The organism is Serratia sp. JSRIV006, assembly GCF_019968685.1.
In the GTDB taxonomy this organism is placed as follows: domain Bacteria; phylum Pseudomonadota; class Gammaproteobacteria; order Enterobacterales; family Enterobacteriaceae; genus Chania; species Chania fonticola_B.
The window spans coordinates 5049107-5071971 of sequence record NZ_CP074137.1; the positions used below are offsets into that span (position 1 = coordinate 5049107).

At 54.0% G+C, this 22865-nt stretch carries 19 protein-coding genes; 7 read left to right on the forward strand and 12 right to left on the reverse strand.

Features of this window, described 5'->3' with window-relative positions:
* The first annotated feature begins 22 nt into the window (after positions 1-22).
* Both diaA and dolP read left to right on the forward strand, forming a co-directional pair.
* Positions 23-613 (forward strand): DnaA initiator-associating protein DiaA, encoded by a 591-nt coding sequence (gene diaA / locus KGP16_RS23305; protein WP_021806942.1) that lies wholly within the window; start codon positions 23-25, stop codon positions 611-613.
* Positions 614-623: 10 nt separating this feature from the next.
* On the forward strand, positions 624-1199 hold the full coding sequence (gene dolP, locus KGP16_RS23310; protein WP_021180667.1) for a division/outer membrane stress-associated lipid-binding lipoprotein: 576 nt from the start codon (positions 624-626) through the stop codon (positions 1197-1199).
* 55 nt (positions 1200-1254) lie between these two features.
* On the opposite strand, the gene mtgA is transcribed toward dolP, so the two are convergent.
* The 4 genes from mtgA to KGP16_RS23330 form a co-directional block, all read right to left on the reverse strand.
* A complete protein-coding gene (gene mtgA, locus KGP16_RS23315) occupies positions 1255-1986 on the reverse strand; it encodes a monofunctional biosynthetic peptidoglycan transglycosylase (protein WP_059198977.1) in 732 nt (243 codons plus the stop codon).
* Complete coding sequence (gene elbB / locus KGP16_RS23320; protein ID WP_021806944.1) at positions 1983-2636, reverse strand: isoprenoid biosynthesis glyoxalase ElbB; 654 nt, start codon at positions 2634-2636, stop codon at positions 1983-1985. The genes mtgA and elbB overlap by 4 nt, the downstream gene beginning before the upstream one ends.
* 237 nt (positions 2637-2873) lie before the next feature.
* Entirely contained in the window at positions 2874-5213 is a 2340-nt protein-coding gene (gene arcB / locus KGP16_RS23325) for an aerobic respiration two-component sensor histidine kinase ArcB (protein WP_021806945.1), read from the reverse strand.
* Between the two features lie 114 nt (positions 5214-5327).
* Positions 5328-6254, reverse strand: coding sequence for a TIGR01212 family radical SAM protein (locus tag KGP16_RS23330; protein WP_209529542.1), 927 nt, complete (start codon positions 6252-6254; stop codon positions 5328-5330).
* Between the two features lie 695 nt (positions 6255-6949).
* On the opposite strand from KGP16_RS23330, the gene gltB reads away from it, so the two are divergent.
* A complete protein-coding gene (gltB, locus tag KGP16_RS23335; RefSeq protein ID WP_021806947.1) occupies positions 6950-11410 on the forward strand; it encodes a glutamate synthase large subunit in 4461 nt (1486 codons plus the stop codon).
* Between the two features lie 11 nt (positions 11411-11421).
* The gene (locus KGP16_RS23340) at positions 11422-12840 is read left to right on the forward strand and encodes a glutamate synthase small subunit (RefSeq protein ID WP_021806948.1); all 1419 of its coding nucleotides are present in this window, start codon (positions 11422-11424) and stop codon (positions 12838-12840) included.
* Positions 12841-12975: 135 nt separating this feature from the next.
* Here KGP16_RS23340 and sspB read toward each other — a convergent pair whose 3' ends face one another.
* The 5 genes from sspB to zapE all read right to left on the reverse strand — a co-directional run bounded on the left by sspB (position 12976) and on the right by zapE (position 16779).
* On the reverse strand, positions 12976-13479 hold the full coding sequence (sspB, locus tag KGP16_RS23345; protein WP_037376229.1) for a ClpXP protease specificity-enhancing factor: 504 nt from the start codon (positions 13477-13479) through the stop codon (positions 12976-12978).
* Between the two features lie 5 nt (positions 13480-13484).
* Positions 13485-14126 (reverse strand): stringent starvation protein SspA, encoded by a 642-nt coding sequence (sspA, locus tag KGP16_RS23350; protein ID WP_021180676.1) that lies wholly within the window; start codon positions 14124-14126, stop codon positions 13485-13487.
* 388 nt (positions 14127-14514) lie between these two features.
* Complete coding sequence (gene rpsI / locus KGP16_RS23355) at positions 14515-14907, reverse strand: 30S ribosomal protein S9 (protein WP_021180677.1); 393 nt, start codon at positions 14905-14907, stop codon at positions 14515-14517.
* 15 nt (positions 14908-14922) lie between these two features.
* Positions 14923-15351 carry a 50S ribosomal protein L13 gene (gene rplM, locus KGP16_RS23360; RefSeq protein ID WP_021180678.1) on the reverse strand — a complete coding sequence of 143 codons (429 nt, stop codon included), beginning with the start codon at positions 15349-15351 and terminating at the stop codon, positions 14923-14925.
* A gap of 297 nt (positions 15352-15648) precedes the next feature.
* Positions 15649-16779: a cell division protein ZapE gene (zapE, locus tag KGP16_RS23365; protein ID WP_021180679.1), complete on the reverse strand. Its 1131-nt coding sequence runs from the start codon at positions 16777-16779 to the stop codon at positions 15649-15651.
* Between the two features lie 230 nt (positions 16780-17009).
* Between zapE and zapG the strand changes: the two genes are divergently transcribed.
* From zapG to degS, 3 genes are all read left to right on the forward strand, one after another.
* The gene (zapG, locus tag KGP16_RS23370) at positions 17010-17408 is read left to right on the forward strand and encodes a Z-ring associated protein ZapG (RefSeq protein ID WP_021180680.1); all 399 of its coding nucleotides are present in this window, start codon (positions 17010-17012) and stop codon (positions 17406-17408) included.
* Positions 17409-17607: 199 nt separating this feature from the next.
* Positions 17608-18981: a serine endoprotease DegQ gene (gene degQ, locus KGP16_RS23375; protein ID WP_223500424.1), complete on the forward strand. Its 1374-nt coding sequence runs from the start codon at positions 17608-17610 to the stop codon at positions 18979-18981.
* Positions 18982-19070: 89 nt separating this feature from the next.
* Positions 19071-20129: an outer membrane-stress sensor serine endopeptidase DegS gene (gene degS, locus KGP16_RS23380; protein ID WP_223500426.1), complete on the forward strand. Its 1059-nt coding sequence runs from the start codon at positions 19071-19073 to the stop codon at positions 20127-20129.
* 106 nt (positions 20130-20235) lie between these two features.
* Here degS and KGP16_RS23385 read toward each other — a convergent pair whose 3' ends face one another.
* From KGP16_RS23385 to KGP16_RS23395, 3 genes are all read right to left on the reverse strand, one after another.
* Positions 20236-20634: a hypothetical protein gene (locus KGP16_RS23385; RefSeq protein WP_223500427.1), complete on the reverse strand. Its 399-nt coding sequence runs from the start codon at positions 20632-20634 to the stop codon at positions 20236-20238.
* 105 nt (positions 20635-20739) lie between these two features.
* Positions 20740-21411: a hypothetical protein gene (locus KGP16_RS23390; protein WP_223500428.1), complete on the reverse strand. Its 672-nt coding sequence runs from the start codon at positions 21409-21411 to the stop codon at positions 20740-20742.
* Between the two features lie 208 nt (positions 21412-21619).
* Entirely contained in the window at positions 21620-22843 is a 1224-nt protein-coding gene (locus KGP16_RS23395) for a tetratricopeptide repeat protein (protein ID WP_223500429.1), read from the reverse strand.
* Between the last annotated feature and the right edge of the window lie 22 nt (positions 22844-22865).

Genomic DNA, 22865 nt, shown 5'->3' on the forward strand with positions numbered 1-22865 from the left:
TGACCTAGTGGATTAAAACAACGTGCTGGATAGAATCAAAGTCTGTTTTACCGAGAGTATCCAAACCCAGATTGCGGCGGCGGAAGCCTTACCTGACGCGATATCCCGTGCCGCGATGACCCTGGTTCAATCGTTATTGAACGGCAACAAGATCCTGTGCTGTGGCAACGGCACTTCGGCGGCTAACGCTCAGCATTTTGCCGCCTGCATGATCAACCGCTTTGAAACCGAACGCCCCAGCCTGCCCGCGATCGCGCTAAACGCCGATAACGTGGTGCTGACCGCCATCGGCAACGATCGTCTGCATGATGAAATGTATGCCAAACAGGTGCGGGCACTCGGCCACACCGGTGACGTACTGCTGGCGATTTCCACCCGCGGCAATAGCCGTGATATTGTAAAAGCGGTCGAAGCTGCGGTAACGCGTGATATGACCATTGTTGCGCTTACCGGCTACGATGGCGGAGAGTTGGCGGGTTTACTCGGCCAGCAGGATGTGGAGATACGTATCCCCTCTCACCGCAGTGCACGCATTCAGGAGATGCATATGCTTACCGTCAATTGCCTATGCGACCTGATTGATAACACATTGTTCCCCCACCAGGACGATTAAAGGAACTGAGATGAAGCTAAGAGCCACATTTGCAGTGCTGTTCAGCGCCCTACTGTTGCAGGGTTGCGTCGCGGGCGTTGTCGTTGGCAGCGCCGCGGTTGCCACCAAAACGGCGACCGATCCACGCACCGTAGGCACACAGGTCGATGACGGCACGTTGGAAGCCCGGGTCGAAAATGCCATCAGCAAAGATCAGCAACTGAAGAAAGAAGCCCGTGTCGTAGCCACCGCCTATCAGGGCAAAGTGCTGCTGACCGGCCAGGCTCCTACCACCGAGCTCGCCAGCCGGGCGAAACAGATCGCACTTGGCGTCGATGGTGCCGCTGAGGTGTATAACGAAATTCGCCAGGGCACGCCGGTCAGCCTGGGCACCGCCTCTTCCGATACCTGGATCACCACCAAGGTGCGTTCGCAGATCCTGACCAGCGATACCGTCAAATCTTCAAACGTGAAGGTCACTACCGAAAATGGCGAAGTGTTCTTGCTAGGTTTGGTGACACAGCAGGAAGGCCAGTCTGCGGCGCAGATCGCCAGCCAGGTTAGCGGCGTGAAGCACGTGACAACGGCGTTTACCTACGTTAAATAATCTCGTGAGTCGGGTCTTGGGGTGATCCAGATACCCCATAGACCCTGTATCACGATCACTTCAGATCGTTCGCCTTGAGAAATCCTTCGCCACCCAACTGGCGCATCTGACGCATAATCCACTGTTGGCGCTGGATCACGTACCCCGAAGGGGCACCGGCCTTGAAACGATGTGGATTAGGCAGCACCGCCGCCAGCAGGGCCGCTTCCGAGGCCGTCAGACGGCTTGCCGGCTTGTGGAAAAAGTGCTGAGCCGCCGCTTCCACGCCAAAGATACCGTCACCAAACTCGACGATATTCAAGTACACCGTCAAAATACGCCGTTTGGTCCATACCAGCTCAATACCTGCCGTTAGCCCAACCTCCAGCCCCTTGCGCAGCCAGCTGCGCCCATCCCACAAAAACAGGTTCTTTGCCGTTTGCTGGGAAAGGGTAGAAGCACCACGGATGCGCGTTGGCCGTTTTTCATTATGGCTGATCGCCTTTTCAATAGCCGCCACGTCAAACCCCCAGTGATCGGGGAATTTCTGATCCTCTGCCGCCATCACCGCCAGCGCCATCGAGGGGGCAATATCGTCCATCGCTACCCAGTCGGAATGCGCCACATAGCCGAAATCCCCACTCAGCCAGGCACCGAGCTGCCGCTCCACCATCACCGCAGAAAACGGCACCGGCAGAAAAGCGAATAGAATGATCCCCACCAGCCACAGGCCAATAACCGCAAGAACGCCTCGTTTAAACCAAAACCACAGGCGAACAATCCACGATTTACGAGAAAACCTTATCATTCCACCAGATCCAGCACTCGTGACACCAGCTTATCAATTCCCTGCGCTGCCTCGCCGATCGACTGGGCCAACATGTAGGCCGGGGTCGTGACAACCTTGTTTTCAATATCAACTACGATGTCATCTACCGGGCAGATCACCGGCTCACCGCCCATGGCATCAATCACTTCCCCCAGGTCGGGATCGTTACCAATGGTCAATCGCAACGGTTGATCGAGCACTTTCGGCAACAGCGTGGGCGCAATGCACATCAAACCCATTGGTTTGTTTCTCTTATGCATTTCCAGAATAAGCTTAGACAAATCGGGGTCCACTGAACATTCCGCCCCTTGCGTGGCAAAGCTGCTCAAATTCTTCGCCGCACCAAATCCACCGGGCACAATCAGGGCATCCAACTGCTCGGCATCGGCCTGTGAAAGCGCCTGAATTTTGCCACGAGCGATGCGCGCCGACTCCAGCAAAACGTTGCGACTCTCTGGCATTTCTTCGCCGGATAAATGATTAATAACATGTAGTTGTGCCTTATCCGGTGCAAAGCAGACCGCTTGCGCACCGGCACGATCCAGAGCCAGCAAGGTGAGCACCGCCTCATGGATTTCTGCCCCGTCATAAACACCACAACCACTCAGCACTACAGCGACCTGTTTCATCGACATTCTCCCAGCCAGGACCGCCGGCAAAGGCAGGCCCAGAGGCGACAAATACTAACTACATCACATATTTTAATGATTCTTCTAACAAGAGCGCTTACATTTGCTATGTTGTTCGCTGTATGATGTATACGAATTTCGTACCACCTGCTCTACCAGAACGCTAAAAACCAATACGCAGGTTAATGATTTCCCTGGTGTTGGCGCAATATTCGCGCACCCCGGCCTCGGCTGGGGTCATTTTTTTTCAGCGTTCTCTACCCAAGCTCGCAGCACCGCCACGTCATTGCGCCACTCCTGCTTCAGCTCATCGACCCACTCTTGCACGTTGTCTTGCCAGGCTGGTAACGTTGGCGTCTGGATCTGCTGGGCCAGCTGTTGCAGATGTTTTAGCCCGACGGAGCCAGCGGCACCCTTGATTTTGTGCCCTTCTTCGGTGATCCCTTTCTCGTCCTTCGCGGTCATGTTGGAATCCAGCACCGCCAGATACCCCGGCATAACCTGTTCAAACATCGCCAGGCTCTGATGGATCAGCTGCGGCCCCACCAGATCCATGTACTGCTCCAGCATTGCGGTATCCAACAACGATTCATTAATCTGCATCGACTTTTGCTCCGTTTTCTTTGTGGTATGTTGGGGTTGATGATCCCAGTAATGTTTGATCATCTTGGTCAAGGCCGGTACCGACAACGGCTTACTCAGCACATCGTCCATGCCCGCTTCAAGATACTCTTTCTTGTCTTTCAGGACATTAGCTGTCAACGCAATCAACGGCGGCAGCGAGCGGCCCGCATAACGCTCGCGCAGCTCACGGGCGATATCCAGCCCGCTCATGTCCGGCAATTGAATATCCAACAGAGCCAGATCGAACTCGTCCGGGTCGAACATGGCTAACGCATCGCTGCCGTTCATGGCTACCGCAACGCTGTTACCCAGCTTCTCCAACACCGAACGGGCCACGATCACGTTCAGTTCGATATCTTCCACCAGCAGGATATGCAACGCCGGTAGCGGCATTTCTTCCACCGCCTGGACCTCATTGACCACTTCGTCCACCGCTGGCGCCTTGATGGTCAAGGTGAAGCAAGAACCGTGCCCTTGTGCGCTGTTTACCGTGATATCTCCGCCCATACTCTGCGCCAGCCGTTTGGAGACCGCCAGACCGATCCCGGTGCCGGTCGCCGGACGCCCGCCGTTCTGGTCTTTGACCTGATAATACATGGCGAAAATCTTGTCTTGCTCATCCTGCGGGATCCCCATGCCTGAGTCTTCAACCTCAAACACGATCTGTTCCTGCTCTTCGCGCCTGACGCGCACCACGATCTGGCCTTGCTGGGTGAATTTCACCGCGTTGCCGATCAGGTTCCACAGGATCTGACGCAGGCGTGTGCCGTCCGTGATGATTTTCTCCGGTAGCGGTAACTCGGGCTCCATCACGAACTGCAGCCCTTTCGGCTGTACCAGCAGGCCGGAGAGGTTCTCCAGATCCGCCAGGAAGCCGGTAAAGTCGACCGGCTGATTGTCCAACTGGACCTTACGCCGCTCGAGTTTATCCATCTCGATGATGTCGTTGAAAATATTACCCAGGGTGATGGCACTGACGTGGATGGTTTTCAAATACTTCAGTTGCTCATCGTTCAGTTCGGTATCGAGCAGAATACGGCTCAGGCCGACGATGCCATTAAGCGGCGTACGAAGCTCGTGGCTGATCGTTGAGATAAAGGTAGTCTTCTCCCTGCTGGCGTTCTCCAGCGCGTCCTGATAGCGCTTACGCTCGGTTATATCGCGGCCAAAGCCCATCAGCCCGTGACGTTTGCCCACGCGGTCGTAAAACGGCACCTTGCGCAATTCAAAACAGGCCTTGCGACCGTCTGGGTACACCAACCATTGTTCATAGGTCAGGGAGACGTTATGGCGGAATACTTTCTCATCGGTTTCGATGACTTTTTCGGCGATCTCTTTGCTGTAGACATCAAAGGGGGTCAGGCCGATCAGCTGTTTTTCACTCTTGCCGGTCAGCAGTTCCATCGCCCGGTTGCAGCCGGAAAACTCTTTTTCTTCGTTGCGGTAGTAAACCAGATCGGGGGAGGCATCGAGGAAAGAGCGTAGCAATGCTGATTGTTGGCCCAACTCCACCTGCGCCTGTTCGCGCTGCTCCATCTCTTCGGTCAGCTTATCCATCACCTGTTGGCGATCTTGCTCCGCCTTGATACGGTCGGCAATTTCCTGATTGAGCTGGCTGATGTTCTCTTGCATCTGCTGGTTCAGCGCGAGATCGCGATTGCGCATCTCCTCAAGCTTATCCACCAGCCGAGCCAGGCGCTGGCGCGACTCTTCCAGTTGCTCTACCACCACCGAAAGGAAATAAACCGCCCACGGCGTGATCAGTAGACCGAAGAAGATGGAGCGCACCACGTCGATGCTTTCCACTTCACCACGCAACAGCATGGTGACCGCCATCTGCACCACCATCGCCAGTATCACCAGCGCTGAAGCCAGCAACAGTGAAAAGCGCACCAGCCCCAGTTTTACCATCAAATCAACGTAGTACTGGGCTAACACCCGGATTTGCTTCATGAGCCATTCCCAACAGACATAATCTCTCAAATCATACCGTAAAATGCGGTTAAGATAAGAAACCTTACTGTGAACTGTGGGAATGGTTGCAATTCGCAACCTGAGAACAGGGTTTTAAGGCTGGTATTGCTGGCCTACTGCCAAAGCCGAACCCTGACCACCATGCCGCTGAAGATAGCCGCCGACGGCCTGCATGCCGTTCCAACGGTTTTCGCACCATAATGGTGCCAACAGGGTGGGCCGACGGGCGCTGGCCGAGATGCGGTGGTAGATAATCTCCTTCGGCGTATGGCGGATCATTTCCCCGGCGCTGAATGCGTAATCTTCCAGCGACAGCTCGGGTAAACGCCCCGCCTGCCAGGCTCGCGCCATGGTACTACCGGTGACAATATGCAGCGGGTGCAGCTTGATGCCGTCTACCCCGCTCTCAGCCACCGCTTGCAGCGTAGCCAGATGATGTTGATAAGTCTCACCGGGCAGGCCAACGATCAGGTGGCTGCATACCTTCAGGCCGCGCTCCCGCGCCAGGCGGCTGGTCTGCTGGTAACAGGAGAAATTGTGGCCACGGTTGATGCGCTTTAGTGTTTTATCGTGCGCCGTTTGCAGCCCCAGCTCCAGCCACACCTCGAAGCCCTGCTCACGGTAGCCTGCCAGCAGATCGAGCGCCGCTTCCGGCACACAGTCTGGCCGGGTGCCGACACAGATACCCACCATCTCGGCCTGCGTCAGCGCCTGCCGATACATGTTGGCCAACAGTTCGACTTCGGCATAAGTGCTGGTATAGGCCTGGAAATAGGCCAGATAGCGCTTGGCCCGGTTAACCTTCTGCGCCTGAATGGCCAGTTGCTCCGCAATGCTTTGCTGCTGCATCTGTTCATCGGCAAAAGAGGCCACGTTGCAGAAAGTGCAGCCACCGCGCCCCAGCGTGCCGTCGCGGTTCGGGCAGCTAAACCCACCGTGCAGCGTGAGTTTGTGGATCTTCTCCCCATAACGGCGCTGAAGATCGCTACCAAACATATTGACTAATTGCGGCAACTGCATAATCTTGGTGTCTCTCTGTGTTTGAAGGCCGTTATGCTAATAAGAAACGGCTTTTCCCGCGATGACAGGGATCAACGCTTTTCCCCAAAGGCCGCCGTAGGCATAACTATTCATTATTAGTGCAAATAAAATCATTTTTATCTCGATGAAAGTTTCTAATCCTCAGCGCACTGTTAACAGCTTTATGACAAAGCGGTGAAAAATAGTTATAAACAACAATAAATATAAATTTACCAGAATAAAACTCTGGCATTGCCGCCAGCACTAGCATGGTGCAGAGATTCAGGCATTGCACTATAGTGAGACAGCTCACATTTTTGCGGCACTCCCCCTGCCTTTCCATCGAGCCAAAACCGTCTGAAAAAACTTATTTTTCATCATCATAAACCTCATGCAAGCCATCAAAATCCCTGTTAAGCCCATATTTGACCTGCGTATTCTTTCTCGCTAAGTTGGAGGTCCGCTGGAAGCTTTCTGGACGGGCAAACGTCTCGTCATAATTATGCAGTAATTTAAGACTCCCTCTTAAAACAAGTCATTTACCACTTGTGAGAACCGTCACGAGAGGCCATTGATGGAGGGCGGAAAAGCAGATTGGCGATATTAACCTTGCTGATTGGACTTCTGCCTGAAATTGAGCAGGCCCTTCGCAGTGGGTTGTAAGAGTCACACAGAGCCTGGGGAGGTTCACTGATATGCTGTACGATAAATCCCATGAGAGGGACAACTGTGGTTTCGGCCTGATCGCCCACATAGAAGGCGAACCTAGCCACAAAGTGGTGAGGACCGCTATTCACGCACTGGCCCGCATGCAACACCGTGGTGCAATTCTTGCTGACGGCAAGACTGGCGACGGTTGCGGCCTGTTATTGCAAAAGCCCGATCGCTTTTTCCGCATGGTGGCGGAAGAGCGCGGCTGGCGTTTAGCCAAGAACTACGCCGTTGGCATGATGTTCCTTAGCCAGAACGAAGAGGAAGCCCGTGCCAGCCGCCGCATTGTTGAAGAAGAGCTGCAGAACGAAACGCTGTCGATCGTCGGCTGGCGCGAAGTTCCTACCAACCCGGACGTTCTGGGTGAGATCGCCCTCTCTTCCCTGCCGCGTATTGAACAGATTTTCGTGAACGCCCCTGCGGGCTGGCGTCCACGCGATATGGAGCGCCGCCTGTTTGTAGCCCGTCGCCGTATCGAGAAGCGCGTCCAGGATGACAGCTTCTATGTGTGCAGTTTCTCCAACCTGGTGACGATCTACAAAGGTCTGTGCATGCCAGCCGATCTGCCACGCTTCTATCTGGATCTGGCCGACCTGCGGCTGGAATCGGCCATCTGCCTGTTCCACCAGCGCTTCTCAACCAATACCGTGCCGCGCTGGCCTTTGGCACAGCCGTTCCGCTATCTGGCGCACAACGGTGAGATCAACACCATCACCGGTAACCGCCAGTGGGCACGTGCTCGTACCTACAAGTTCCAGACCCCGTTGATCCCGGATTTGCAGGCCGCCGCACCTTTCGTTAACGAAACCGGCTCCGACTCCAGCTCACTGGATAATATGCTGGAACTGTTGCTGGCAGGCGGTATGGATCTGATCCGTGCCATGCGTTTGCTGGTGCCACCGGCCTGGCAGAACAACCCGGATATGGACACCGATCTGCGCGCTTTCTTTGACTTCAACTCGATGCACATGGAGCCGTGGGACGGCCCGGCGGGCATCGTGATGTCCGATGGCCGCTACGCCGCCTGTAACCTGGACCGTAACGGTCTGCGTCCGGCGCGCTACGTCATCACCAAAGACAAGCTGATCACCTGTGCCTCAGAAGTCGGCATCTGGGATTACCAGCCGGATGAAGTCATCGAAAAAGGCCGCGTCGGGCCAGGCGAGCTGATGGTGATCGACACCCGCAGCGGCAAGATCCTGCACTCAGCCGAAACCGACAACGATCTGAAAAGCCGCCACCCGTATAAAGAGTGGATGGAGAAGAACGTTAAGCGTCTGGTGCCGTTCGAAGACCTGCCGGAAGATCAGGTGGGCAGCCGCGAGCTGGATGACGCCACGCTGGAAACCTACCAGAAGCAGTTCGGCTACAGCAGCGAAGAGCTGGACCAGGTGATCCGCGTACTGGGCGAGATCGGCCAGGAAGCCACCGGTTCGATGGGTGACGATACCCCATTCGCCGTGCTTTCCAGCCGTCCACGCATCATTTATGACTACTTCCGCCAGCAGTTCGCTCAGGTCACCAACCCGCCGATCGATCCGCTGCGTGAAGCCCACGTGATGTCTCTGGCCACCAGCATCGGCCGCGAGATGAACGTATTCTGCGAAGCCGAAGGCCAGGCGCATCGTCTGAGCTTCAAATCGCCGATCCTGCTGTATTCAGACTTCAAGCAGCTCACTACGCTAGAAGGCGAATATTATCGTGCCGACACGCTCGATCTGACCTTCGATCCGGCGGAGCAGGATCTGGAACAGACCATCCATGCCCTGTGCAACGAAGCGGAACGTAAAGTCCGTGACGGCGCAGTGTTGCTGGTACTGTCCGATCGTGCCATCAGCAACCAGCGCCTGCCGGTGCCGGCGCCAATGGCGGTGGGGGCAATCCAGACCCGCCTGGTGGACAAAAACCTGCGCTGTGATGCCAACATCATCGTTGAAACCGCCAGCGCCCGCGACCCGCATCACTTCGCCGTGTTGCTGGGCTTTGGTGCCACCGCCATCTACCCGTATCTGGCCTACGAAACGCTGGCCAAGCTGGTCGACAGCCAGGCGATCGACAAGAAATACCGCGACGTGATGCTGAACTACCGTAACGGCATCAATAAAGGGCTGTACAAGATCATGTCCAAAATGGGCATCTCGACTATCGCCTCTTACCGCTGTTCCAAACTGTTTGAAGCCGTTGGCCTGCACCGTGACCTGTCCGATCTCTGCTTCCAGGGCGTGGTCAGCCGCATCGGCGGTGCCAGCTTCAGCGACTTCCAGCAGGATCTGCAAAACCTGTCCAAACGCGCCTGGCTGAAACGCAAGCCGCTGGATCAAGGTGGCCTGCTGAAGTTCGTCCACAACGGCGAGTACCATGCGTATAACCCAGACGTGGTGAACTCGCTGCAAAAAGCGGTGCACAGCGGTGAATACAGCGATTACCAGGCTTATGCCAAGCTGGTGAACGAGCGCCCGATTGCTACATTGCGCGACCTGCTGGCGATCACCCCGAAAGGCGCGCCGATCCCGGTCGATCAGGTTGAGCCCGCCGAATCACTGTTCAAACGCTTCGATACCGCCGCCATGTCCATCGGGGCACTCAGCCCGGAGGCTCATGAGTCGCTGGCGATTGCCATGAACAGCCTGGGCGGTTTCTCCAACTCCGGTGAAGGCGGTGAAGATCCGGCGCGCTACGGCACCAACAAGGTGTCCCGGATCAAGCAGGTGGCCTCTGGCCGCTTCGGCGTGACGCCAGCCTATCTGGTGAACGCCGACGTGATCCAGATTAAGGTCGCCCAAGGTGCCAAGCCGGGTGAAGGCGGTCAGTTGCCTGGCGATAAGGTCACACCGTATATCGCCAAACTGCGTTATTCGGTGCCGGGCGTGACCCTGATCTCACCTCCGCCGCATCACGATATCTATTCGATTGAAGATTTGGCACAGCTGATTTTCGATCTGAAACAGGTGAACCCGAAGGCAATGATTTCGGTGAAGCTGGTTTCCGAGCCGGGCGTGGGCACCATTGCCACCGGCGTAGCGAAAGCCTATGCCGATCTGATCACCATTGCCGGTTACGACGGTGGCACCGGTGCAAGCCCGTTATCTTCAGTTAAATATGCTGGCTGCCCATGGGAGCTTGGCCTGGTAGAAACCCAGCAGGCACTGGTGGCCAACGGCCTGCGCCACAAGATCCGCCTGCAGGTGGATGGTGGCCTGAAAACCGGCGTGGACATTGTCAAAGCAGCCATTCTGGGTGCAGAGAGCTTTGGCTTCGGCACCGGCCCGATGGTGGCGCTGGGCTGTAAATACCTGCGTATCTGCCACTTGAACAACTGCGCGACCGGCGTAGCAACTCAAGATGAAAAACTGCGCCGCGATCACTATCACGGCCTGCCAGAGCGCGTGACCAACTACTTCCAGTTTATCGCTCGGGAAACCCGCGAGATCATGGCTACGCTCGGCGTCAGCCAACTGGTCGATCTGATTGGCCGCACCGAGTTCCTGACCGAGCTCGACGGGATCTCCGCCAAGCAGAACAAGCTGGACCTGTCTCCATTGCTGAAAACTGCCACACCGCACGCGGGTAAAGCCCTGCACTGCACCGAAAGCAGCAACCCGCCGTTCGATCAGGGCGTGCTGAACAAGGAGCTGATGGCACAGGCGCAACCGCATATTGAGGCCAAGCACAGCAAGACCTTCTATTTCGATATCCGTAACACCGATCGTTCCGTCGGCGCGACCTTGTCAGGAGCCATTGCCACCCTGCATGGCGACCAAGGGATGGCCGCCGATCCGATCAAGGCGCATTTCTCCGGAACCGCAGGCCAGAGCTTCGGCGTGTGGAATGCCGGCGGCGTTGAGCTGACCCTGACCGGCGATGCTAACGACTATGTCGGTAAAGGGATGGCCGGTGGCCGTATCGCCGTGCGTCCTCCGGTGGGCTCTGCCTTCCGCAGCCACGAAGCCAGCATCATCGGCAACACCTGCTTGTACGGCGCAACCGGTGGCAAGCTATTCGCTGCAGGCCGTGCCGGGGAGCGTTTCGCCGTGCGTAACTCCGGGGCAATTACCGTGGTTGAAGGCATTGGCGATAACGGCTGTGAATACATGACCGGTGGCATCGTCTGCGTCTTGGGCAAGACCGGCATCAACTTTGGTGCGGGTATGACCGGCGGCTTCGCCTATGTACTGGATGAAGATGGCGAGTTCCGCAAACGCGTCAACCCGGAACTGGTGGAAGTGCTGGACGTCGATCAACTGGCGATCCATGAAGAGCACCTGCGCGGTTTGATCACCGAACACGTGCAGTTGACCGGTTCATCACGGGCAGAAGAGATCTTGGCTAACTGGCCGGTTTGGGCGCCGAAGTTTGCGCTGGTCAAACCGAAGTCCAGTGATGTCAAAGCATTGTTGGGTCACCGTAGTCGTTCCGCAGCCGAGCTGCGGGTTCAGGCGCAGTAAGGGGTCATTGAATGAGTCAGAACGTTTATCAATTTATCGACCTGCAGCGCGTTGATCCGCCAAAAAAACCGCTGAAGATCCGCAAAATTGAGTTTGTAGAGATCTATGAACCCTTTTCGGAAACCCAGGCGAAATCGCAAGCCGACCGTTGTCTGTCCTGCGGCAACCCCTATTGCGAATGGAAATGCCCGGTTCACAACTATATTCCGAACTGGCTGAAGCTGGCGAATGAAGGTCGCATCATGGAGGCGGCGGATCTGGCACACCAGACCAACAGCCTGCCGGAAGTGTGTGGCCGCGTTTGTCCGCAAGATCGCCTGTGCGAAGGTTCCTGTACCCTGAACGACGAGTTTGGCGCGGTGACCATCGGCAATATCGAGCGTTACATCAGCGATAAAGCCATCGAGATGGGCTGGAAGCCGGATATGTCCCACGTGCACCCAACCGGTAAGCGGGTAGCCGTTATTGGCGCTGGCCCAGCGGGCCTGGCCTGTGCGGACGTATTGACCCGTAACGGCGTCAAAGCGGTGGTTTACGATCGTCATCCAGAGATCGGAGGTTTGCTGACCTTCGGCATCCCGGCCTTTAAGCTGGAAAAAGAGGTGATGGTAAAACGCCGTGGCATCTTCAGCGAGATGGGTATCGAGTTCCAACTCAATACCGAGGTCGGCAAAGACATCACCATGGATGCGCTATTGAGCGAATACGATGCGGTGTTCCTCGGCGTAGGTACCTACCAATCAATGCGTGGTGGATTGGAGAACGAAGATGCACCTGGCGTGTACGATGCGCTGCCGTTCCTGATCGCCAACACCAAGCAGCTGATGGGCTACCAACCAGAACAACACGAGCCGTATGTCAGCATGGAAGGCAAGCGTGTGGTCGTGCTGGGCGGTGGTGACACCGCCATGGACTGCGTACGCACCTCCATTCGTCAGGGCGCGACTCAGGTCATCTGTGCCTATCGCCGGGATGAAGCGAACATGCCGGGTTCCAAACGCGAAGTGAAGAATGCGCGTGAGGAAGGGGTCGAGTTCCAGTTCAACCTACAGCCGTTGAGCATTGAGCTTAACAGCGCGGGGCGCGTTGCTGGCGTCAAGATGGTGCGCACTCAGTTGGGTGCCCCGGATGCCAATGGCCGCCAGGTTGCCGAACAGGTACCTGGATCCGAGCACGTGATCGACGCCGATGCGGTGGTGATGGCCTTTGGCTTCCGCCCACACCAGATGGACTGGTTGGCCGCGCACGATGTGCAGTTGGACAAGCAGGGCCGCATCGTCGCACCGGAATCGGTCGATAACGCCTTCCAGACCAGCAATCCGAAAATCTTCGCTGGTGGCGATGCGGTTCGCGGTTCCGATCTGGTGGTTACCGCGATTGCCGAAGGGCGCAAAGCTGCCGAAGGCATCATGTGTTATCTGGAAGTGTGATTTAAACCTCTACGTTCTCCCAAAGGGTCGGCTTGCCGGCCCTTTGCTTTTACCTTCCAGATTCCCAACTTGCCGATCGACAGACAATAAAAAAGGCGCAACCTGAGTTGCACCTTTTTCCCTGCCTGCCGTAGCTTACTTCACGACACGCAACGCCGGACGTCCACCACCGCGTGGCGGCTGAGGCGGTTCATCATCAGGGCCGTTATCGTCTTCCAAGCTATCCTGACGATCGCTATCAACCACTGACATCAGGCTACCCGTAGGGCTAGACACCTCTTCCAGCCCTTCGAAAGCCCCTTCATCTTCATACTTGGCTTCCGGTTCAAACAGGGTACCAGCCCCGTTCTCCCGCGCATAAATCGCCAGCACGGCCGCCATTGGCACCAGCACCTGACGAGGAACGCCACCAAAGCGCGCGTTGAAGGTCACTTCGTCGTCGCCCAATTGCAGGTTACCTACGGCACGCGGAGCAATGTTCAGCACAATCTGACCATCGCGTGCAAATTCCATCGGAACCTGCACGTCTGGGCGCATCACGTCCACGACCAGATGCGGAGTCAGTTGGTTATCCAACAGCCAGTCATAGAATGCCCGCAAAAGATAAGGACGGCGCGGGGTCATCTGAGACATATCCATGATGCTTAGCCCCGAGTCTGCAGGCGCATTTCGCGCTCGGCTTCGGTCAGAGAGGCCAGGAATGCATCACGCTCGAAGACGCGGGTCATGTAACCTTTCAGTTCTTTGGAGCCAGCACCGCTCAGTTCGATACCCAGCTGCGGCAAACGCCACAGTAGCGGGGCCAGGTAGCAGTCTACCAGGCTGAACTCTTCGCTCATGAAATACGGGGTCTGGCCGAAGATTGGCGCAATCGCCAGCAGTTCTTCGCGCAGTTGGCGGCGTGCTGATTCAGCTTCCTGGCCGCTGCTCTGCTCGATTTTGTACATCAGCGTGTACCAGTTTCTCTCGATACGCAGCATCATCAGACGGCTTTCACCGCGTGCCACCGGATACACCGGCATCAACGGCGGGTGAGGGAAACGCTCATCAAGGTATTCCATGATGATACGGGATTCATACAGCGTCAGCTCGCGATCGACCAACGTCGGTACCGTTTGGTATGGGTTGAGGTCGATCAGATCCTGCGGCAGATTATCGGGTTCTACCTGCTCGATCTCGACGCTGACGCCCTTTTCCGCCAGTACGATACGTACTTGATGGCTAAAGATGTCGGTCGGGCCAGAGAACAGCGTCATTACCGAACGTTTGTTGGCAGCGACAGCCATGAAAACCTCCAAGTTATCTAGAAAATACGGCGAATAGCCAAAATATCCATCACTCCACGAGCCATTGCGTTGTTGCCGCCTGGCTACGACGTGAAATTGATTGGGTATCTCAGGCTGCTATCCTGAATAATCGTGACCGCAAGCCCGCAGCTCACAGATAAACCTTAGGTCTGGAAAACGGCCTCGGAGGTAGACTGACAGCACTGCACGGCGAACAGGCGCAAAAGTGGGTGATAGTTTACCAGATTTTGACTGTTTTGTGGTGGCTATGCGTTGATTTATCACCTAGCCCACTGATTTTAATAAAGTTTAATCTGATTGCAGGCATAAAAAAACCCGCCGAAGAGGCGGGTTTTTCGCGTAAATCGTCCTGCCGAAGCAGAAAAAATTAACGCTTGGAGAACTGCGGACGGCGACGTGCTTTACGCAGACCGACTTTCTTACGCTCAACTTTACGCGCGTCACGAGTGACGAAGCCAGCTTTACGCAATTCACCACGCAGAGTCTCGTCGTACTCCATCAGTGCACGGGTGATACCGTGACGGATAGCGCCAGCTTGACCAGAGATGCCACCACCTTTAACGGTGATGTACAAATCGAATTTGCCAACCATGTCGGTCAGTTCCAGCGGTTGACGAACTACCATGCGGGCAGTTTCGCGACCGAAGTACTGTTCCAGGCTACGCTGGTTAATAACGATGTTACCACTGCCCGGCTTGATAAAAACGCGAGCGGCGGAGCTTTTGCGGCGACCAGTGCCGTAGTATTGATTTTCAGCCATTGCCTATAATCCCGATTAGATGTCAAGAACTTGCGGTTGCTGTGCCGCGTGAGTGTGCTCGGTGCCCGCGTAAACTTTCAGTTTACGGAACATTGCACGACCCAACGGACCCTTTGGCAGCATGCCTTTAACCGCGATTTCAATCACGCGCTCAGGACGGCGGGCAATCATCTCTTCAAAGGTCGCTTGCTTGATACCACCGATGTGGCCGGTGTGGTGGTAATACACCTTGTCTGTACGCTTGTTGCCGGTTACAGCAACTTTTTCTGCGTTCAGAACGATGATGTAGTCACCGGTATCAACGTGCGGGGTGTATTCCGCTTTATGCTTGCCGCGCAGACGACGAGCCAGTTCAGTAGCGAGACGGCCTAAAGTTTTACCGTCTGCATCAACAACATACCAGTCACGTTTTACGGTTTCTGGTTTAGCTGTAAAAGTTTTCATTAGAAAGCTTACCCAATAATTTAGTTACACGTAGGTGTTCACCCAACGCTCGAAAACAGTTGAGGCTCACACGACCATACAAGTCCAGCAAACCTACCCCTTCGAATAGCCATTGCCGGCACTATACAAAGTTTTGGGAAAAAAACTTTGTTGTAACGTGGGGTCGCAAGATTATAGAGAAGTCGCTCACAAAGGTCGACCTGTTTTTACCGGGAAAACGGATTTAGCGCAGGGGACCGATTTGGCAACGATAATCGGGGGCGAAACTGGGCCTGAAAGCCAGGCCCGAACGCCTGTTTACGGCAGATGAGGCAGCTTCAGATACTCCTCGCTCTGCATCTCCTGCAGGCGGGACAGGCAACGCTGAAACTCGAACTTCAGTTGTTCACCCTGGTAGATCTCGAACATCGAGGCTTCGGCGGCGATCACCAGTTTGACATGGCGCTCGTAGAATTCGTCCACCAGCGCCAGGAAGCGGCGGGCGGTGTTTTCCTTCAGCGGCCCCATAATGCGCACATTATACAGCATCACGCTGTGATAGAGGCGTGACAACGCGATGTAATCCAGTTGGCTACGCGGCTCTTCACACAGGGTATGAAAATCGATCGCCAATACCCCTTCCACCGCGCGCAAGGTGGGCATTGGCCGGTGATTGATTTGCAGCACCGGAGCTTCTTCCCCGGCGTGGCCCGCCAGCTTGAGGAAGATGTGGTCCATCGTGTCCTGCGTTTGCTGGTTGAGCGGGGTCAGATACAGATGGGCCTGCGTCAGGGTACGCAAGCGATAATCGATGCCCGCATCCACGTTCATCACGTCGCAATACTCGTTGATCAAATCGATCGCCGGTAGGAAGCGTGCGCGTTGCAGCCCGTTACGATACAGATTGTCCGGAATAATGTTAGAGGTAGCCACCAGCGTAATACCGCGAGCGAACAGCGCCTGCAACAGCGTTGCCAGCAGCATGGCGTCGGTAATGTCGGAGACAAAGAACTCGTCAAAACACAGCACGTCCGTTTGCGCCTTGAAGCCGTCTGCGACGATCTCCAGCGGGTTTTCCTGCCCTTGCAGCTCCGTCAGCTCTTCGTGCACCCGCAGCATAAAGCGGTGAAAGTGCAGCCGCAGTTTGCGATCGCCGGGCAGGCTGTGGAAAAACAGGTCCATCAGCCAGGTTTTACCCCGGCCAACGCCGCCCCACATATACAGCCCCTGCACCGGCCGCTGCGTGGTGGTTTCCTCACTCTTACCTAACCAACGGCTAAGCAGGTTACGACGCTTGCCAGCGTTAGCGGCGGCAGGAGCCGGGAGCTGCTGCAACGCCTGATAGATCTGATCCAACTGCGTGACGGCCTGGCGCTGAACCGCATCGGCCTGATATTCCCCCGCATCCAGCGCCTGCTGGTAGCGTGATAACGGTGACTGTGCCTGCATGTATTCGCAATCCCTAACAACGCTGAGAATTTATTTATCCAATTTTCGCGGCGGATGGCAGCCGCTTCGCACCCTGATCGCCACATTTATCGGCGTTGTACCCCAAGAAAACCCCTGCAAACTGCAGGTATTGGCTTATCAGGATTCCACTCGGACAAGGTTAACGGTTATAGTGGATATTATTAAGTGAAAAATCCCTGCGGAACAACGAAGTCAAAATAGGAGTCATCATGACCTGGGAGTATGCGCTGATTGGTTTGGTGGTCGGTATCGTGATCGGTGCGGTAGCGATGCGTTTTGGTAACAGTAAATTACGTCAGCAACAGGTGCTGCAAAACGAACTGGATAAAAGCAAAACCGAGCTTGAAGAGTACCGTCAGGAGCTGGTTGGCCATTTTGCCCGCAGTGCTGAACTGCTGGATAACATGGCGCGCGACTATCGTCAGCTGTATCAGCATATGGCGAAAAGCTCCAACAACCTGCTGCCGGATCTGCCGATGCAGGACAACCCGTTCCGCTATCGTCTGACCGAAGCGGAAGCGGATAACGATCAGGCGCCAGTGGAAATGCCACGTGATTACTCCGAAGGGGCCTCCGGCCTGCTGCGCGGCGCTCCACGCGGTAACTGATTCCCCGTTATACTGACCCGTGGGGCGATCCCACGGGTTGTTCACTTTGTTCGTCCCTAATTCCCCGCCCTGACCATGCTTACTCTTGACGATTAAGTGAACTTTTCGCGTAAATTCATTGTCCTAGACTACACAAATGGTATTGCTATGGCAGTATCGTAAAAAATTTCACCGGCAGATTTTGAGAGAGCTATAACCAATGATGAAAAGATCTTTAATTCTTAGTGCATTAGCAATGAGCATTAGCCTGGCATTTGCCTCCGTCCCGGCAGCCAACGCAGCCATGCCGACCGCCGTTGCGGGTGAATCGCTGCCGAGCCTGGCCCCCATGCTGGAAAAAGTGCTGCCCGCCGTGGTTAGCGTGCGTGTAGAAGGCACCCAGGTACAACGCCAGCCACAGCTGCCAGAGCAGTTTAAATTCTTCTTTGGCCCGAACATCCCTACACCGAAAGAAAGCACTCGCCCGTTTGAAGGGCTGGGTTCCGGTGTGATTATCGACGCGGCGAAGGGCTACATCCTTACCAACAACCACGTCATCAACAACGCCGACAAGATCAGCGTGCAGCTCAATGATGGCCGCGAATATGACGCCAAGCTGATTGGCCGCGACGAACAGTCTGACATTGCCCTGCTGCAGGTCAGCGATGTCAAAAACCTGACGGCGGTAAAAATCGCCGATTCCGACAAGCTGCGTGTTGGTGACTTCGCCGTAGCCGTCGGTAACCCGTTCGGCCTTGGTCAGACGGCAACCTCCGGCATCATCTCCGCACTGGGCCGTAGCGGCCTGAGCCTGGAAGGGTTGGAAAACTTCATCCAGACCGATGCCTCCATCAACCGTGGCAACTCCGGCGGCGCGCTGGTGAACCTGAACGGTGAGCTGATCGGTATCAACACCGCGATCCTGGCACCGGGCGGCGGCAACATCGGTATCGGCTTCGCCATTCCAAGTAACATGGCACAGAGCCTGAGCAAGCAGCTGATTGAGTTTGGTGAAGTGAAGCGCGGCCTGCTGGGCATCAAAGGCAGTGAAATGACCGCCGATATGGCGAAAGCATTCAATACGGATGCCCAACGCGGAGCCTTTATCAGTGAAGTAATGCCAAAATCCGCCGCAGCCAAAGCCGGGATCAAAGCCGGCGATATTCTGGTCTCCCTGGATGGCAAGCCGATCAGTAGCTTTGCCGAGCTGCGTGCCAAAGTGGGTACCACCGCACCGGGCACTACCGTTAAAATAGGCCTGCTGCGTGAAGGCAAACCCATGGACGTTGCCGTCACCCTGGATAACAGCGAAAGCGTATCAACCAATGCCGAAACGCTGTCGCCTGCGCTGCAAGGTGCCTCCCTCACCAACGGTGCGCTGCCAAACGGTGATAAAGGCGTGAAGATCGACAAGGTGGATAAAGGCACTCCGGCGGCGCAGTTTGGCCTGCAGAAAGGGGATGTGATCATCGGCGTCAACCGTCAGCGCGTTGAAAACATCAACGCACTGCGTAAACTGCTAGAAGCTAAACCGGCGGTGATGGCGTTGAACATCGTACGTGGCGACGAAAACATTTATCTGTTGCTGCGTTAATTTGTTGCGAAACCGGGCGCGTCAGCATACTGCGCCCGGTTAACTCGTGCTATCCTCCGTTCATCTTCCTCAACACTAACTAAAACTCTATGTTTGCTAAGCTCTTGCGTTCTATTGTTATTGGTTTGGTCGTTGCCGGTATACTGCTGGCTGCCCTGCCCGTATTGCGTTCTACCAATAACATATTCGCCAGCAAATCTGAGAATACCAGCGATCAAACGCCGGCCAGCTATAACACCGGCGTGCGCCGGGCTGCTCCTGCCGTCGTCAACATCTACAACCGCAACATCAGCGGCGCGACCAACGTGCTCTCCCTGGGTTCCGGTGTGATCATGAACGATCGCGGCTACATCATTACCAACCGCCACGTGATCAAAGACGCCCAGCAGATCACCGCCGTACTGCAAGATGGCCGCCGCTATGAGGCGTTATTGGTCGGCTCCGATAGCCTGACCGACCTGGCCGTGCTGAAAATCGATCCGGGCAACTTGCCAGTGATCCCAATCAATACCGCACGCCCCGCACGCATCGGTGATGTGGCGCTGGCGATCGGTAACCCGTACAACCTTGGGCAAACCGTTACCCAGGGTATTATCAGCGCTACCGGGCGTATCAGCCTGAGTACCACCGGGCGCCAAACCTTCCTGCAAACCGATGCTTCCATCAACCGGGGTAACTCCGGCGGTGCGCTGGTTAACTCCCTGGGTGAGCTGATGGGCATCAACACGCTGACCTACGACAAGATCACCGATGGCGAAACGCCAGAGGGGCTAGGCTTTGCCATCCCGGTAGAACTGGCGACCAAGATCATGGATAAGCTGATCCGTGATGGCCGGGTGATCCGCGGCTACTTTGGTATTCAGGGCAAAGAGATTATCCCGGTGCGCACCTCGGCGACCGGCATCGATCGCCTGCAGGGGATCATCGTGACCGAAATTACCCCTAACGGCCCGGCCGCCAATGCGGGATTCCATATTAATGACATCATCATTAACGTCGATAACAAACCGGCGGTGTCGGTATTGGAGACGATGGATCAGGTGGCGGAGATCCGCCCAGGGACGGAAATCCCGGTAGTGGTGTTGCGCGATGGGCAACGCATTACGCTGCATATGGCAGTGGGGGAATTCCCGGAGGATAATAACTAACAGCAGGGAACACCCGAGCAAGACGGTGGTCTATTACTCGTTCTTAACGGCTGCGTCTAATGACGCAACAGGTGAAGCGGTATTAAACGCAGTTATGATATATAGCTCAGCATCGCTCAGATTGTGCCCAAGATAAAAAATGCTGCTTTTGCTCTGCCGGGGACACTAAATCTTCATCGTCAAAATGGAAAATAGGAACTATATCCTCAGATGTCGCGTGCTTGCCCTCATGGAATTCATAGGCAATCAACCCACCAGACATATCTCTGCACATACTGGAAGGATAGACATTACGTTTAGCACCTTTGCACATAAACACAACATCAGAAAAATGATTTCTTATTTCACAAAAACAAGAAAACACATCGCCACTGATTACTTCATACTCGGTTTGGTCGTTAAAGACTACTTTTAAAGACCAGTCTTTTCCTCTGCTATAATAAATATCTGCCGTTTGCATGATGCCAGAGCGATTGATAGATATGGCTTTATGTTCACAATCCATTGTTTAGTCACCTAATGTTTATTTTCATTTAAAAATCAGAGCCAACTAATCATCTTGAGCGAAAAATCAATGGATTAGTCGCTCAAAATAAAATTAACTAGATATTTAACTCGGTACCCGACCATAAACCCAAGCACTGCCTTTTAAGTGAAAATGCATTCTGTCTACGTCAATAATCTCCACTTTCTGCTGTTTTGTTGCTTGCTTTGATATTTTACCTTTGCAAATAATGTTTCCATTATAAGGGTCGAGTTCACAGTTGGGCTGAATGGAGATGAGCTTAAGCAAGCCAGTTTGTACCAGCTTGGCGCCTTCATCGTCGCTATTTTCAGCAGATTGAATTATCGCTTTTTGGGCCTGCTCCAGAGTTGGGGACGGAACAGCCGGCATCGTTACTTCTTTATCAAAAATCTTTGCCATAAAAGGCGCTTCCCACCGTTTGCTTTGGTGCTCCAGTGGCACATTGATATAACCTATCTTTCCCATGCCACGGTCCATTTCGATGATGCAACTTACGCTCTGCTCACTTTCGATTACACAGCCAGGAACGCTTAACACATCCGAAGAGCGTATCGATTTGATGGATGATCTTTGTATCAGAAATTGATTTCTTTCCTCTCGATTGCCAGACGTGGGTTCCACTAATTCGATCGAATCCAGTGCACGCTCGATGGCGGTTTTAACATCTTGAGGCTGAGGCAGGGAGGGGATTGCACTCGCCATAAATGGCACGACCATCAGAGAGCAAAGTGCAAGAGTGTGGCGGAAAATTTTCATACTTTGTATCATCCTAATTGATAATTACAACAATAAAATTCATGTCATGAATTATTGCTTACCTTTCAATATTACAAACGTAAATTTCGAACTTGAAAAATACCATAAATAGTGTTTCTTGCAATAATTAAACTAACATAAATTAAGTAAAATCGCCTAGACACCATATTACCAAAGCGCATTCACATGGTGTTTGTCAATTTTAACACTATCTCTCTGTGTTCTCCGATGGGCCATATTGCCATTCACTATCTTTTAGGTGAAAATCTAAGTCCAAATCAAGAATTTCTTCTTGCTGATTATTTTTATCACGCTTTGACACTTGCGTACTGCAATTCACCATTCCATAATCCTCGTTCAATTTACAATCCTGTTTGATTGAAACAAGTTTTATTAGGCCAGAGGTTATAAGTTCGCTTGTTTCATCCGTCTTATTTTTAGCAAATTGCTCAAGCGCCTGTTGTGCCTGCTCAACTGTTGGGGATGGCACAGAAGGATTGGTAATATTTTCCTGCCCAACCTTTTCCAAAATAGGAGCCTCCCAGTGGCTATATCGATACTCTAATGGAAGTTGCATATACATCACATTATCCATGCCAAAATCCAGTTGTATAATGCAATTCACTTTTCGCTTGCTTTCATAGATACATCCTGGGACCTTAAGCACATCGGCAGAGCGCAGTTTACTTATAATCAACAGTTTCGCATCGAAGGTCTCAATGTCGATGAAATCCACTGCTCGCTGAATGGCCGCCTTTACCTCAGTAGGTTTAGGCAGGGATGGAGTAATCGACATATCCTCCTTCGCTTTTATTTCTTCAAGCGCTTTTTTTGCTGAAATATAACCTTGATTGGCTGCCTTACGAAGCCAGAATACAGCCGTAGCTTCATCTTTCTCCACGCCGTCACCATTGGCATATTTGTAACCTAAGGCATATTGAGCTTTATCAAATTTTTGATTAGCTGCTTTATGGAACCAAGCCATCGCCTGAACATGATCCTTTGCGATACCTCTGCCAGTAGCGTACATTACGCCGAGGCTATATTGGGCATCAGCCAAACCCTGGTCTGCCGCTTTGCGGTACCAAACCACTGCCTGCGCAAGATCCTCTGCAATGCCCGCACCATAATCATACATTACTCCCAGGTTAAATTGGGCATAAGAAAAACCTTGTTCTGCCGCTTTGCGATACCATTCTATCGCCTGTACATCGTCTTTTTCTACGCCATAACCGTTGCTATACATAGTGCCCAAACTGTGCTGTGCATACGCATCACCTTGTTGCGCCAAAGGCTGAAATTGTTTTAATGCTTCAGCGTAGTTGCCATTGCCATAAGCTTTTCGCCCTTCTTCATAACTTGCCAAAGCACTGGTAGACCACCATAGGAAGATAATCCCCAGAATAAAAAACTGACGTACAGTCAAAAACATGTTATCCCTCACAATTATAATT

What these genes read in the sequence shown, in the direction of transcription:
- degQ (WP_223500424.1), top strand. Translation starts at nt 17,608, where the DNA reads ATGATGAAAAGATCTTTAATTCTTAGTGCATTAGCAATGAGCATTAGC.
- sspB (WP_037376229.1), bottom strand. Translation starts at nt 13,479, where the DNA reads ATGGATATGTCTCAGATGACCCCGCGCCGTCCTTATCTTTTGCGGGCA.
- KGP16_RS23390 (WP_223500428.1), bottom strand. Translation starts at nt 21,411, where the DNA reads ATGAAAATTTTCCGCCACACTCTTGCACTTTGCTCTCTGATGGTCGTG.
- mtgA (WP_059198977.1), bottom strand. Translation starts at nt 1,986, where the DNA reads ATGATAAGGTTTTCTCGTAAATCGTGGATTGTTCGCCTGTGGTTTTGG.
- sspA (WP_021180676.1), bottom strand. Translation starts at nt 14,126, where the DNA reads ATGGCTGTCGCTGCCAACAAACGTTCGGTAATGACGCTGTTCTCTGGC.
- KGP16_RS23395 (WP_223500429.1), bottom strand. Translation starts at nt 22,843, where the DNA reads ATGTTTTTGACTGTACGTCAGTTTTTTATTCTGGGGATTATCTTCCTA.
- KGP16_RS23385 (WP_223500427.1), bottom strand. Translation starts at nt 20,634, where the DNA reads ATGGATTGTGAACATAAAGCCATATCTATCAATCGCTCTGGCATCATG.
- zapG (WP_021180680.1), top strand. Translation starts at nt 17,010, where the DNA reads ATGACCTGGGAGTATGCGCTGATTGGTTTGGTGGTCGGTATCGTGATC.
- dolP (WP_021180667.1), top strand. Translation starts at nt 624, where the DNA reads ATGAAGCTAAGAGCCACATTTGCAGTGCTGTTCAGCGCCCTACTGTTG.
- rplM (WP_021180678.1), bottom strand. Translation starts at nt 15,351, where the DNA reads ATGAAAACTTTTACAGCTAAACCAGAAACCGTAAAACGTGACTGGTAT.
- zapE (WP_021180679.1), bottom strand. Translation starts at nt 16,779, where the DNA reads ATGCAGGCACAGTCACCGTTATCACGCTACCAGCAGGCGCTGGATGCG.
- arcB (WP_021806945.1), bottom strand. Translation starts at nt 5,213, where the DNA reads ATGAAGCAAATCCGGGTGTTAGCCCAGTACTACGTTGATTTGATGGTA.
- degS (WP_223500426.1), top strand. Translation starts at nt 19,071, where the DNA reads ATGTTTGCTAAGCTCTTGCGTTCTATTGTTATTGGTTTGGTCGTTGCC.
- elbB (WP_021806944.1), bottom strand. Translation starts at nt 2,636, where the DNA reads ATGAAACAGGTCGCTGTAGTGCTGAGTGGTTGTGGTGTTTATGACGGG.
- KGP16_RS23330 (WP_209529542.1), bottom strand. Translation starts at nt 6,254, where the DNA reads ATGCAGTTGCCGCAATTAGTCAATATGTTTGGTAGCGATCTTCAGCGC.
- rpsI (WP_021180677.1), bottom strand. Translation starts at nt 14,907, where the DNA reads ATGGCTGAAAATCAATACTACGGCACTGGTCGCCGCAAAAGCTCCGCC.
- gltB (WP_021806947.1), top strand. Translation starts at nt 6,950, where the DNA reads ATGCTGTACGATAAATCCCATGAGAGGGACAACTGTGGTTTCGGCCTG.
- KGP16_RS23340 (WP_021806948.1), top strand. Translation starts at nt 11,422, where the DNA reads ATGAGTCAGAACGTTTATCAATTTATCGACCTGCAGCGCGTTGATCCG.